Here is a 12150-nt window from a genome sequence, read left to right as displayed (position 1 = left end):
CGAGGCCTTCGGTCTGTCGGCTCGCTCGTGACAAGGCACTGTTCGAGAGCCTGCCCTGCGGAGAGTGGGTCCATCGTGAGGACTGAGGAGTTTCTCATCGCGCTCGACGACGGAATGCTCGACTACTTCCGGCAGATCGCAGAGGAGATGGTCAGCCGGTTCGGAATCCCCCGAGCCGAAGCCGTGGCCGGGATCAACTCGACGTACGAGGGCGCCCGGATCGAGCCGTACCCCGACCTCATGTGCCACGAAATGCCGGAGTACTGGGCCTACGGTCTCTACCTCGAGCCACGGGACGGGCAGTTGCCGTACGGCGCGCCTGGCGAGGATCTCTCCGAGTGGGAAGTGCGCTCGGCTCCTTCACCGGACTCGCATGTCTGGACGCTCTGGACGCTCAGGACGTGAGCCCAGAAAGCTCCCGAGGCTGTGCAACAAGTAAGGACGAAGGGTCGGGTGACACGGTGGCTGACGACGTGCTGATGGAGCGTGCGGACGGCATCGTCGCCGGCCGTGGATACGTGGGCCGGGAGAGGGCCACTGAAGTGGCGGTGGCCGTACCCGAGTCGCGCACCCGCATTCTCGACTGGCTACGGAACCTGTCAGCGTCGCCCCCTCACCTCGCCGAATCCGCCTTGAGTACCTCGATGAAGGTGGTGAAGGCCCGGGGCGGGAAGGTGAGGGAGCCGTGGGCCGGGTCTTTGGAGTCGCGTATGGCGATGCGGGTGCGCTGGTCCGCTATCTCCACGCAGGTGTTGCCCTCGGCGCCGCTGGAGTATGTGGACTTCCGCCAGTTCAGGGATTGGGTCATGGGACGCGCCTCACAGATCCTTGGACAGTCGGTGAATGAAGTCCCGGGACGCTGTGGGGTCCAGCGTCGCCTCCTCCACCTTACGGAAAAGCGTTCGAAGCGCACCCAGTTGGGGTTCCCTGTCGATGATCGCGGTGTCGGCTGCGCCGTCCCGGAATCCGGTGTCGAGCTGAGGAACGGGCCCGCCCATGTACATCATCGATGCGCCGGCACCGCCGAAGCCGTCCTGATCGGTAGGGATGACGCGCACGGTGACGTGCTCCCGCTCGATCTGGTCCAGGATCTGCCGGAGTTGGGCGTGGGAGACTCGACGGTCGGCCACGCGGATACGCAGGGCGAACTCGTGGACGATCGTCTCGTACGGGGTGGAGTCGTCGCCCTCGATGACGGCGCGCCGTCGCATGCGGTGCTCCACTCGGGGTGACAACTCGCTCTCCGGCAACTCCGGGCGCATGTATCCGAAGACGGCGCGGGCGTAGTCCGGAGTCTGGAGGAGCCCGGGAACGTGCGTGATGACGATCTCGCGCAGGAATGTCGCGTGGTGCTCCGTCTCAGCCACGTCCAGGTTCACCGGAGGCAGGACTCCCCGGTACTCCTCCCACCAGCCACGCGTGCGATCGGTCGCCATCGCCGCCAGGGCTTCGATCAACGCCTCGTCCGTGCAGGCGTAGTGGGCTGCGAGGCGACGTACGCGTTCGACGCTCACGCCCGCGACTCCGGACTCGATCTGGCTCATCTGGACCGAGTCGGCTCCGAGTAGTGCCGCGGCCTCGCGGGCCTTCATCCCCGTTGCCTCGCGCAGTTTGCGCAGCTCAGTACCCAATCGCACTCTGTGGGCCGTGAGATGCCTCCTCGGCGGCACCGATTCCTCCTCGTTTCAACTGCCCCATGTGTATGCCTCGTTCGGGTGTCAGCGTACGGCAGTGAGTTGCGCATTCCTAAAGTTAGGAAATACCGTCGGTGTCGCGACGCACACGCTGCGGAATCACCGGGACTCCGGAAGCGCACCGCCCCGTCCTGCCATGACGGCTGCGGCACAGCCACCGCCCGTGTCCCCAGCGGTTAATCAACTCCCATCCCCAGCAACGGAGTTAACGCATGCTGTCGGAAACCGAAGGAAACGCCCGCGGCCCTGCCGCACACGAATCCTGGGAGTACGTCCTCCACATCCCCCACGACCTCCGTGCCGTCACCGTCTGCCGCCGCACCGTCCGTCTCATCCTCACGATGCACGGCCTGATCCGCCTCACCGACACCGCCGAACTCCTCGCCACCGAGCTGATTTCCAACTCCGTGCGCCACACCAAGGGCCCCGTCGCACTACGCCTGCGCCTGCGTGACGGCTACCTGCGCATCGGAGCCTGGGACGCCGACCCCGAACCACCCGCGCCCCCGCCCTCGGCAGCAGCGCTCACGCAACTCACCTACCTGGAAGACGGGCGCGGCCTCGCCCTTGTCAGCTCCTGCGCCGACCTCTGGGGCTGGCAGCCGCTGACCAGGCATGGGCGGCCAGGCAAGTACGTCTGGGGTGACCTCGTCGCGGCCTAGCTCGTTGATCGAACCGAACAGACGATGGAATGGAAAGGAGAGCGGATGGTCGGCTCGTCGCATGAGGGCCTGCACCGGATCTGCCAGAAGGACCCGGCGGGTTTCACGCGCACGCTTCAACGCGTGCTGCACATTCCCATCCCCGAGCCCCGTGACTTCGCGGTGCTGAACGCGGATCTGACCGAGATCGAGCGGATCGAGCGACGCGTGGACACGTTGCTGCGGGCGGAGACGGACGAGGGTACGTACCTCTTGATCGTCGAGTCGCAGGGAAAGCCGGACGACAGGAAACGGAGCAGCTGGGCGTTCTATCTCAGCTACCTGTACGCGAAGTACCGTTGGGAGCCGGTGCTGATCGTCCTGACCCAGAGCAGGTCCACGGCTCGCTGGGCTGCACGGCCGATCCGTCTGGGGTTGCCCGGATGGGACTCGCTCACCGTACGGCCGCTCGTGCTCAGCCCGGAGAACGTGCCGCTCATCGCCGACGAGGCCGAGGCCAAACGGGATGTGTTCCTCGCGGCCTTCTCCGCGATGACGCATGGAAAGGGCCCGGGTGCCGCTGCCATACTGAAGCCGCTGGCGGCAGCTCTGGAGACCACCGACACCGAAGGCGCGGGGATGCTCGCGCAGTTCGTCGAGTCCTGTCTGGGCGATGCCCAGGCCAAGCAGATCTGGAAGGAACTGATGATGCCGGTCAACTACTTCTTCCGACACGAGGTCGCCGAGAAGGTTCGCGAAGAGGGCCGCGAAGAGGGCCGCGAAGAGGGCATCGAGCAGGAACGCGCGTCGATGATCCTCCACATCCTCAAGTGGCGCGGCATCAGCATTCCGGACTCCGTACGTGACCGAGTGGAGGCCTGTTCAGACCTGGGGCAGCTCGAAATCTGGGCCCGGCGGGCAGTCAGCGCGACGGACGCGGAGGACCTGTTCGCCGACCGTACGGGCTGATCCGTTCCACCCGTCACGACCTGGCCCGCGTCACCGGTTGACCGCCTGGATCTCCTGGACGTTGATGCCCTGCGTCGTATCGAATGTGCCGTTCGGGAGGTCGCCCCCGGTGCCGTCGCTGCCCTGCCAGGTGATCTGCCAGGTGACGGAGGCCTTCAGCTGGTACGGGCTGCCATCGGTGGCGCGGAGGTAGGTGATCCCGCACGGCGGGCCCTCGGCTGCCCTGCCCGCCGTGTACGGCGTACCGATCGAGCCGTCTTCGTTGATCGTGCAGTCGCCCGAGGCCGGGTAGGCGGTGGCGTCGGGCGTGCCCGGGTCCAGGTGGAGGGCGACCGGTTTGGCGGTCGTCTCCGCCCACAGGGCCGTGTTGGGGAGCTCGGCGCGGACCTTGACCTCCTGGAAGGTGCCCTTGTCCAGCCAGACCCAGGTGGGCAGGTTGACGGTGGACTTGGCCGTCGGCTTCAGCTGGACCTCGGTCTCGGGGACCTTGACCTTGTCGTAGGCGTACTCGGCGAGGGTCTTGGAGGTGGGTGCGTTCGGGACGTCGGGGATCTCACCGGCGTTCTGCCAGAACATGAGGCGACCGCACAGTGACGTGTCGTCGACCTCGTCGATGTGCGGCGCGACTCCGCGCCAGAAGTAGCCGTCCTTGCCGAGGTTGTAGTCCTTGTATCCCGGAACGGTCGACGGGGCGGCGAAGTAGTTGGCGGCGGTTTGCTCGTCCTTGAAATGGTCGGTCCACAGGCGAGTTCCCTGCCACCCCTGGCGAAGGGCGACGTCACCGTTGCCGTTGGTCTCGGAGAAGTTCTTCAGCTGTGCCGGAGTGAAGACGGGTTCGTACCAGCAGGGCGGCGGCTTCCAGTTCACGTCCACCGACGAGAGGGCGCCCCGCTTTCCGCCGGTGGGGCCGCTCACTTGGGCGACCTTGATCCTGGAGCGGGCTGAGGCGGAGATGCCTCCCTGGCTGTCGGTCGACCCGTTGACGCCACCGTCTCCGATGGCGTGGGCCGACGTCGACGCGAGAACGACAGTGACGAGCGACGCAGCTGTCAGAGAGGGCCAACCGCGAAGCGGGCTGGTCACGAGCAGGCGCCCCTCTCCGACCGGAGCGAGACGTTCTGCCAGACGCCCTGTTCGTTCTTGGCCAGGCTGGCCATATAGAAGATCTTGGGGTTCGTCCCAGCGGGATTTCCCGCCACCTCACCGGTCTTGCGGTTCTTCGAGTAGGCCTTGCTCTCGTCGGTGCAGTAGTAGAGGGCCGCCGAGGTCTTGTTCTTGCCGATGGTGACCTTGGGGTCGAATGCGGGCAGCTTGCCGAATACCGTCAGGTTCTTGCCCGTGTACGTCTTGATCCACTGACGGTCCTGCGAAAGACCCGATTTGGTGTCGTAGAAGGCAAGCGCTTCATTGCCATCGGGCTTGTTCGCGATGATCGACGCGTATCCGGCTCGGAGCTGTTCCTTGGCGTCCGTGAGGAGGGTCTGCTTCTCGGGATCGCTGCTCGTCCAGTTCTCGAACGTCAGCTGGAAGTTGTCCGGGAGCGTGACCACCGGCCGCGTGACCCCCGCCGGCGCGGATGCCGACGCCGAAGCAGACGCCGAAGGACTGTTCGCCCCCGAATCCGCCCCCTTGATGTCGTCCGGCGTCGAATCGTCGCCTCCGCCGCATCCGGTGAGCAGGAGCGCCGCTGTCGCGGTGAGCGTGGTGACGGTGATGGACAGCGCGCGGCGGGCCACGGTTGATCTCCCCCGGAGTCGGACTGATGCGTGTGTACGGCAGAGAACGAAGCTATCAGGGGTGCGTAGAGGGCATTTGTGTGCCGCCAGGGGGTTGTGTGGGGACTGTGAGGAGTGTGTCGTGGCGGTTGCGAACGGTCTCTGTGTCGACCGGCACCCGCGTCCGAAATAAGATCCCGATAGGCTCAGCACACCCCCATGTCCCGCTCCCACCCCACACGACACGAACCCAGGACACCCGCCATGCCGCGACGCAGCACATCAAGCCGGACGGGAAGCCGGACGGGCAGCCGGAACGCAGGCTCGGCGGGAGGATCGTCGACGCCGAGGAACCGCACCCCCCAGCCTCTGCCCCGGCGGCGCCGCAGTTTCGGGGACTTCGTCAAGGCGTTTCTCGCGTTCGTCGCCCTCGTCGGGCTGCTCGTCGGGGTGCCCTACGCGCTCGCCGTGAACATCGGCTGGCCGTTCCCGAACGGGTCGCCGTCCCTGGACTGGCTCCAGGAAGAGATCACCGTCAAGACCTTCCTCGGTGTCCTCGGCGTCATCGTGTGGATCGCCTGGGCCCAGTTCACCGCGTGCGTGCTCGTCGAGATAAAGGCCGCGCTGTCCGGGGTCGGGATGCCGGGACGCGTGCCCGGGGCCGGGCCGAGTCAGCTGCTCGCGCGGCAGCTCGTCGCCGCGCTGCTGCTCGTGGGTGCCACGGCCGCCTCCCTCACGCCGGGCCTCTCGCAGCTCGGGCAGCACGGCATGGACGGGAACCAGCAGGGCACCGTCGCCTCCGCCCAGGCCACGCCGGGCGGTTCGCTGAGCGGGATGTTCGCGCAGCAGCAGGAGCAGGCGGCCAACACCGCCGCCGCGCTCGGCCGGCAGGCCGCCGATGCGGCCAGTCACGCGCAGGTCGGGGGGCCATCGGTCAAAGCCGAGGACACCAAGTTCTACCGGATCCAGCCGCCCGAGGGGCGTCACCACGACTCCCTCTGGGAGATAGCGCAACGCCACCTCGGCGACGGGCGCCGGTACGGCGAGATCTACCAGCTCAACAAGGACCGTGTGCAGCCCGACGGTTCGCGGCTCTCCGAGGCCAGTCTGATCCGGCCCGGCTGGATCATGGAGATGCCCGGCGACGCCCGCGGCGGCGACCTCGTCGAGATGCCCAGCACCGGCACCACCCCCACCGCATCCGGCACCAGCGCACCCGACGCCGGTTCCACCGTCACCCCGCAGGTCGCCCAGCAGATCAACCAGTACGCCCAGACCGGCGACCACGCACAACAGGCCGGCGGCGGTCAGCAGGGCGCCGCCGCCTCCCTCGACACCAACACCACCCGCATCAGCCTCCCCCAGCAGCGCCCCGCGACCGGCGCATCCCAGGCCACGCCCGCCGTGCAGCACGAGCAGTACGCGGCGGCGGAGACCGCGACCGCCGCCGAATCCGACGCCGGTTTCTCCTTCGGCCTCCCCGAAGCCCTGGTCGGTGCCCCGCTTCTCGCCGCCGGTCTCCTCGGCGCCCTCGGTCGCCGGCGCCGGCAGGCCCTGTGGCAGTCGGCCCTCGGCGCGGTCGGCGGGCGGCGCGGTATGGAGCCGCCCACGCCGACCGGTGCCGCCGCCGACGCCCAGGACGCGCTCCTCATCGGCGCCGACCCCGACGGCGTACGCCTGCTGGACCGCTCACTGCGCGGCCTCGCCGCCTCCCTCGCCGGCGAGTCCCGCCCGCTCCCCACTGTCTACGCCGCCTGGCTCAGCAACGGTGACCTGCATCTGCAACTGGCCCAGCCGGCCGGGAAGCCGCCCGCCCCGTGGCAGCTCGGGCAGGACCAGACCTTCTGGCTGCTGTCCCGGACCGACGCCGAGCGCTACGAGGATGTCGACACCGCCGCTCCCTACCCGGGCCTCGTCAGCCTCGGGACCATGGACGACTCGCGTCTGCTGCTCAACCTGGAGTCGGTGCCGGGCATCGTCTCGCTCAGCGGCAGCGAGTCCGACCGGGCCGCCGTGTTCGCGTCCGTAGCCGCCGAGTTGGCCACCAACGGGTGGTCGGACCGCATGACCATCACCCTCGTCGGATTCGGCCAGGACCTCACCCCTCTCGCCCCCAACCGGCTGCGCCACCTCGACGACATCGAGGCCCTCGTCGAGACGATGGAGGCCGAGACCCGGCAGCGGCGCGGCGCGCTCGGCGCCGCCGGTCACGACTCGGTCCTCACCGGCCGTACCGGGCCCGCCCAGCACACCCGTTGGGCCCCGCACCTCGTCCTCCTCGCCGCCGAGCCGTCCGCCGACGACGCCGTCAAGCTCGCCGAACTCGCCGCCGACGCAAGCCGGTTGGGCATCGGATACCTCGTCGGCACCGACAGTGGTGATCTGCCGGGCGCCGCCTGGGAGATGGAGATCACCAGCGAGGGCAAGCTCCTCGCGCCCCTCCTCGGCCTCGAACTCGACGCCCAGACGCTGCCCGTCGCCCAACAGCGGGCGATCGTCGAGCTGTTCGTCGACGCCGACCCCGAACACGCCCCGGACGGACCGGCGACGACGCCCCCCTTCCTCGTCGACATCAGCGAGCAGGGGCGCCCGGCGGTGTACGCGCGGCTCGTGGGCCCGTACGAGATCATCGGCCTCGACACACCGGACGGAGAGCGCAGCCCACTCCAACACGAGGCGCTCGCCCTGCTGTTGCTGCACCGCGAGGGTGTCCACCCGCGTGTGCTCGCCTCGGCGCTCTGGCCGCGCGGTGTCACCGACGACGTACGCGAGGCGCTTCTCGAGCGGCTGCGCGTCTGGCTCGGCACCGACCCCGACGGCACCCCCCGTCTGGCTACCGATGCCAACGGGCGGCTCACGCTCGCCAAGTCGGTCGTGTCCGACCTCGATGTGCTGCGCTCCCTCTATCACGAGGCCACGCAGGGCAAGGGCGTCGACAGCCGAGTCGTACGCGGCCGGCTCCTGACCGACGCGCTCGTGCTGGTGCGCGGACCGCTGCTCGCCGACCGTACCGAGGGTCGCTACGGCTGGCTCACGCACGAGATCATCGACGCCCAACTCCCGCTGCTGGTCGCGGACATCGGGCTCGCGCTCGCCGAGTTCCACCTGGTGAAGGACCGCGCCGAGCGGGCCATCGAGGCGCTCACCGCCGCGCTCAACTCCGCCCCCGGTGACGAGCGGCTGTGGCACGAACTCCTGCGCGCAACGCACGCCACCGGCGACACCGGCAAGCTCCAGCAGGTCGCCGCCGACCTGATCGGCCGCAGCGGTGCGCGAGGCCTGCCGCCCCGTACCGAGGCGCTCCTCGACGAGCTGCTGCCGACGTGGCGCGACGGCAGCGCGGCCGTGGGATGAGCCTCGACCAACTGCTCGTCGCCGTCGCCGCGTTGTGGGGTGCGGCGGCCGGGACGCTCGTACCCCGCGCCGCCTACCGGTTCTCCGTCCCGCCCGAGGAGACCTGGCGGGACAGCTGCCCCCAGGGCCACCCCCTGGGCGGCTGGCTGGGCCTGGCCCGGTGCGCGAGCTGTGCTGGTGCGGACACCAAGGGCCGGCCCGACGCCGGGCATGTGACAGTGAACGTGGCCGGCACCCCGTACGACAAAAGGGCGTCGTACGGGCCCAGCACCCCCCTCCTCGCCCTCGCCACCGCGCTCGTGTGTGCCGCGCTCGCCGCCGCGACCGGTACCCGGCCCGAGCTCGGTGCCTGGCTGCTGCTCGCGCCCCTCGGGGTGCTGCTCGCGGTGGTGGACTTCCGGGTGCAGCGGCTGCCCGACCCGCTGACCCTGCCGCTGGCCGCCGCCGCCCTCGTCCTGCTGGGCGTCGCCGCGCTGCTGCCCGAACACGCCGGTGACTGGCTCACCTCCCTGCTGGGCGCCCTGGCACTGGGGGGCGCGTACTTCGTGCTCTTCCTCATCAGTCCCAATGGCATGGGCTTCGGCGATGTGAAGCTCGCCCTCGGACTGGGGGCGATCCTGGGCTGGTACGGCTGGGGGAGTGTCGTGCTCGGCACCTTCGCCGGGTTCCTGTTCGGCGGCCTGTACGGTCTCGCCCTGGTCGTCGCGCGGCGCGCCGGGCGCAAAACGTCCATCCCGTTCGGCCCGTTCCTGATCACGGGCGCGTTCGTCGGGCTGCTGATCGGGGCGTACGCGGCGTGACGCGAACCGCTGCCCGGCGGGCGTACTCGGCCTGACACCAGGCGTGACGGGACGCTGGCGTCAGGCCCGGTGGGACGCTGACGTAGGCTGGAACGGTCCGCCTCACGCCTGCCGAAGGGACGCCCGGTGACCGAGAACGCCGCCCCCATGTCGTTTGATGTCACAGCCGTCCTCGACCGTGCCGCGGCAGGCGAGCGGATCACCCCCGAAGAGGCACTCCACCTCTACCGGGACGCCCCGCTGCACGCGCTCGGCTCGGCCGCCGACACCGTACGCCGCCGCCGGTACGCGGGTACGGAGCACATCGCGACGTACATCATCGAGCGCAACATCAACTACACGAACGTGTGCGTCACGGCGTGCAAGTTCTGCGCGTTCTACGCCGCCCCCAAGGACACCGCCAAGGGCTGGACCCGCGACCTCGACGACATCCTGCGCCGGTGCGCGGAGACCGTCGAACTGGGCGGTACGCAGATCATGTTCCAGGGCGGCCACCACCCGGACTACGGCGTCGAGTACTACGAGAAGCACTTCGCCGCGATCAAGGCGGAGTTCCCGCAGCTCGTCATCCACAGCCTGGGGGCGAGCGAGGTCGAGCACATGGCCCGGATCTCGAAGGTCTCGGTCGAGGAGGCGATCACCCGTATCCACGCGGCCGGTCTCGACTCCTTCGCCGGCGCCGGCGCGGAGCTGCTCCCCGCGCGCCCCCGCAAGGCCATCGCGCCCCTCAAGGAGTCCGGCGAACGCTGGCTGGAGATCATGGAGACCGCGCACGGGCTGGGCGTCGAGTCGACGTCCACCATGCTCATGGGCACCGGCGAGACCAACGCCGAGCGCATCGAGCACCTGCGGATGATCCGTGACGTACAGGACCGGACGGGCGGCTTCCGCGCCTTCATCCCGTACACCTACCAGGCCGAGAACAACCACCTCAAGGGCCGTACGCAGGCCACGATCTTCGAGTACCTGCGCATGATCGCCATCGCGCGTCTCTTCATGGACAACATCGCCCACATCCAGGGCTCGTGGCTCACCACGGGCAAGGAAGCCGGCCAACTGTCCCTGCACTACGGCGCGGACGACCTCGGCTCGATCATGCTGGAGGAGAACGTCGTCTCCAGCGCCGGTGCCAAGCACCGCTCCAACCGCATGGAGATCATCGACCTGATCCGCAAGGCGGGCCGCGTCCCCGCCCAGCGGGCCACGACGTACGAGCACATCGTCGTCCACGACGACCCGGCGAACGACCCGGTCGACGAGCGCGTCATGTCCCACATCTCGTCCACCGCGATCGAGGGCGGCACGGCCCACCCCGAGCTGAAGCTCCTCGCCAGCAACTGAGCGACTGAGCAACTGGCCTTCCTGTGCTGACGATTCACGCCGCCGACGAGGTGCGTACCAACTCGGACGCGGACCCGTTGAAGGACGGCGCCGTCGCGGTCGACGGCAACCGGGTCGCCGCCGTGGGCCCGCTCAGCGAGGTGGCGGAGCGGTTCCCGGGGGCGCGGGTCCGGCACTGGCCGGGCGTGCTGGGCCCGGGGCTCGTCCACGAGGGCCCGCTCCCGGACGCCCCGACCCCGCGCGAACGCGTGCACGCCGTGCTGAAGGGGGGCGCGGTGGCGGTACTGGCGGAGTACGTCACCTCACCGGACCTTCGATCAGCCGCCGCCCGTAACGACGTCGCCGTACTGATGGGGACGGGGACGGGGATGGGGACGGGGGCGCGGCTCCCGGCGATCGTCGAGGGCGAGCGAGCCGACCTGGCCGTTTTCGACGAGGACGGCGCATGCATAGCGACGGTGTGCGCGGGCCGCCTGGTGCACAGACGTCGGTGAGGGCTGTCATTCTCACCCCGTAAACGCCACCCCAAAAGCCCCCGCATCCTGAGAAACCCCACTGCAATTGGTCGCCGCGTCATCAGAAGTGGCAATTCCCTCCTCGCACTCCTGATCCCGAAAAGTCGCCCACATCGAAACCCACGCGACCTCCTTCTCCTCCGCGAATGCGCGCACTTCCGCCGCGTCCGTCAGAGAGAACGTCTCGTTGTCGACGTCATTCACACCGATCATCGACGTCAACGCCATGCCCTGCCACGCCCCCGCCTCCGAGAGCCCGAAGATGTCTGCCAGCTGATCGTGCGTCGCCGCGGCCGATGCGAGCGCGTACTGCCCCATGTCGCCGGCGTACTCGCTGCTGTAGTTCATCGTCATGATGTTGACGGTGGACACCTGTACGGAGTTGTTGTTGGCCGAGTCGAGCAGGGCCACGCTGTCGTCGTCGAGGCCGCTCGGCATGACGGGCAGGGTGAAGGTGACGCTCAGGTCGGTGCGCTCCTTCTGCAGCAGGGCGATCGCCTTCGAACGCAGCTCGACGGAGGCGGAGTCGGTGAGCGTGTCGCCCTCGACGTCGAAGTCGGCCTGGGTCGAACCTGCGGCGTCCAAGGCGTCTCCGTAGGCCTTGGCCAGCGCGGACGCACTGTCGCAGACCTCGGCTAGCTCCTTGCCGGAGGCGCCGCCGAAGGACACGCGGACCGAGCCACCGGTCGCCGTGAGCTTCGCTGTACGGGACTTGACGGCCGAGTCGCCGATGGCCGTCGTACCGTTCCACTTCGGTGTGCAGGTCGTGCCGTCCGAGATGACGAACGCCAGGTTGTACGTCGTCGGCGAGCCCGCGCTGTCGTTGTCGGACGCGTCGGTGGCGCTGACGTACGGGGCGAACTCGGTGGCCGAGGCCGTGCTCGCCGAGGGTGAGGCGCTCGACCGGGCCTGTTGGGAAGGAGTCTCGGAGGCGGCGTCGGAGCCGCCGGCCGCAGCGCTGCCCGCGGCCTTGTCCGTATCGCTGTCCGAGCCCGATGAGCACCCCGCGCAGGTCAGTGCCACCAGACATGTGAATCCGGCGGCCGACCTCAGAAAACGCCTCATCGCGCATGCACCCGCTCTCGTGATGTATGTCCCAGGACGGAAACAAAAGTGCGTTT

12 protein-coding genes are annotated in these 12150 nt (G+C 68.9%); 7 read left to right on the top strand and 5 right to left on the bottom strand.

Features of this window, described 5'->3' with window-relative positions; genetic code table 11:
* Positions 1-75: 75 nt before the first annotated feature.
* Positions 76-405 carry a hypothetical protein gene (locus OG241_RS22875; RefSeq protein WP_405817366.1) on the top strand — a complete coding sequence of 110 codons (330 nt, stop codon included), beginning with the start codon at positions 76-78 and terminating at the stop codon, positions 403-405.
* 208 nt (positions 406-613) lie between these two features.
* Here the strand turns inward: OG241_RS22875 and OG241_RS22870 are convergent, their stop codons facing one another.
* Together OG241_RS22870 and OG241_RS22865 are read right to left on the bottom strand one after the other, a co-directional pair.
* The gene (locus OG241_RS22870) at positions 614-808 is read right to left on the bottom strand and encodes a DUF397 domain-containing protein (RefSeq protein ID WP_405817364.1); all 195 of its coding nucleotides are present in this window, start codon (positions 806-808) and stop codon (positions 614-616) included.
* 10 nt (positions 809-818) lie between these two features.
* Positions 819-1670, bottom strand: coding sequence for a helix-turn-helix domain-containing protein (locus tag OG241_RS22865; protein ID WP_405817363.1), 852 nt, complete (start codon positions 1668-1670; stop codon positions 819-821).
* A 236-nt stretch (positions 1671-1906) separates the two neighbouring features.
* On the opposite strand from OG241_RS22865, the gene OG241_RS22860 reads away from it, so the two are divergent.
* Together OG241_RS22860 and OG241_RS22855 are read left to right on the top strand one after the other, a co-directional pair.
* Complete coding sequence (locus OG241_RS22860; protein ID WP_405817362.1) at positions 1907-2356, top strand: ATP-binding protein; 450 nt, start codon at positions 1907-1909, stop codon at positions 2354-2356.
* Between the two features lie 45 nt (positions 2357-2401).
* Positions 2402-3304: a hypothetical protein gene (locus tag OG241_RS22855; RefSeq protein ID WP_405817361.1), complete on the top strand. Its 903-nt coding sequence runs from the start codon at positions 2402-2404 to the stop codon at positions 3302-3304.
* A gap of 30 nt (positions 3305-3334) precedes the next feature.
* Here the strand turns inward: OG241_RS22855 and OG241_RS22850 are convergent, their stop codons facing one another.
* Both OG241_RS22850 and OG241_RS22845 read right to left on the bottom strand, forming a co-directional pair.
* The gene (locus OG241_RS22850; RefSeq protein WP_405817360.1) at positions 3335-4387 is read right to left on the bottom strand and encodes a hypothetical protein; all 1053 of its coding nucleotides are present in this window, start codon (positions 4385-4387) and stop codon (positions 3335-3337) included.
* Entirely contained in the window at positions 4384-5040 is a 657-nt protein-coding gene (locus OG241_RS22845) for a hypothetical protein (RefSeq protein WP_405817359.1), read from the bottom strand. The genes OG241_RS22850 and OG241_RS22845 overlap by 4 nt, the downstream gene beginning before the upstream one ends.
* 243 nt (positions 5041-5283) lie before the next feature.
* On the opposite strand from OG241_RS22845, the gene OG241_RS22840 reads away from it, so the two are divergent.
* The 4 genes from OG241_RS22840 to OG241_RS22825 all read left to right on the top strand — a co-directional run bounded on the left by OG241_RS22840 (position 5284) and on the right by OG241_RS22825 (position 11008).
* Complete coding sequence (locus tag OG241_RS22840) at positions 5284-8373, top strand: BTAD domain-containing putative transcriptional regulator (RefSeq protein ID WP_405817358.1); 3090 nt, start codon at positions 5284-5286, stop codon at positions 8371-8373.
* The gene (locus OG241_RS22835) at positions 8370-9173 is read left to right on the top strand and encodes a prepilin peptidase (RefSeq protein WP_405817357.1); all 804 of its coding nucleotides are present in this window, start codon (positions 8370-8372) and stop codon (positions 9171-9173) included. Before OG241_RS22840 ends, OG241_RS22835 begins: the two co-directional genes overlap by 4 nt.
* Positions 9174-9320: 147 nt before the next feature.
* Positions 9321-10514: a cyclic dehypoxanthinyl futalosine synthase gene (gene mqnC / locus OG241_RS22830; protein ID WP_405826376.1), complete on the top strand. Its 1194-nt coding sequence runs from the start codon at positions 9321-9323 to the stop codon at positions 10512-10514.
* 23 nt (positions 10515-10537) lie between these two features.
* Positions 10538-11008 (top strand): imidazolonepropionase-like domain-containing protein, encoded by a 471-nt coding sequence (locus tag OG241_RS22825; protein WP_405817356.1) that lies wholly within the window; start codon positions 10538-10540, stop codon positions 11006-11008.
* 12 nt (positions 11009-11020) lie between these two features.
* Here the strand turns inward: OG241_RS22825 and OG241_RS22820 are convergent, their stop codons facing one another.
* Positions 11021-12094, bottom strand: a complete 1074-nt coding sequence (locus tag OG241_RS22820) for a chitinase (protein WP_405817355.1) — start codon at positions 12092-12094, stop codon at positions 11021-11023.
* Between the last annotated feature and the right edge of the window lie 56 nt (positions 12095-12150).

This window comes from Streptomyces sp. NBC_01390 (assembly GCF_045040105.1).
Lineage (GTDB): Bacteria > Actinomycetota > Actinomycetes > Streptomycetales > Streptomycetaceae > Streptomyces.
This window is presented reverse-complemented; position numbering and strand designations above follow the sequence as displayed.

Coding starts and splice junctions, on each gene's coding strand:
- mqnC (WP_405826376.1), top strand. CDS start 9,321: ATGTCGTTTGATGTCACAGCCGTCCTCGACCGTGCCGCGGCAGGCGAG.
- OG241_RS22835 (WP_405817357.1), top strand. CDS start 8,370: ATGAGCCTCGACCAACTGCTCGTCGCCGTCGCCGCGTTGTGGGGTGCG.
- OG241_RS22855 (WP_405817361.1), top strand. CDS start 2,402: ATGGTCGGCTCGTCGCATGAGGGCCTGCACCGGATCTGCCAGAAGGAC.
- OG241_RS22870 (WP_405817364.1), bottom strand. CDS start 808: ATGACCCAATCCCTGAACTGGCGGAAGTCCACATACTCCAGCGGCGCC.
- OG241_RS22840 (WP_405817358.1), top strand. CDS start 5,284: ATGCCGCGACGCAGCACATCAAGCCGGACGGGAAGCCGGACGGGCAGC.
- OG241_RS22820 (WP_405817355.1), bottom strand. CDS start 12,094: ATGAGGCGTTTTCTGAGGTCGGCCGCCGGATTCACATGTCTGGTGGCA.
- OG241_RS22860 (WP_405817362.1), top strand. CDS start 1,907: ATGCTGTCGGAAACCGAAGGAAACGCCCGCGGCCCTGCCGCACACGAA.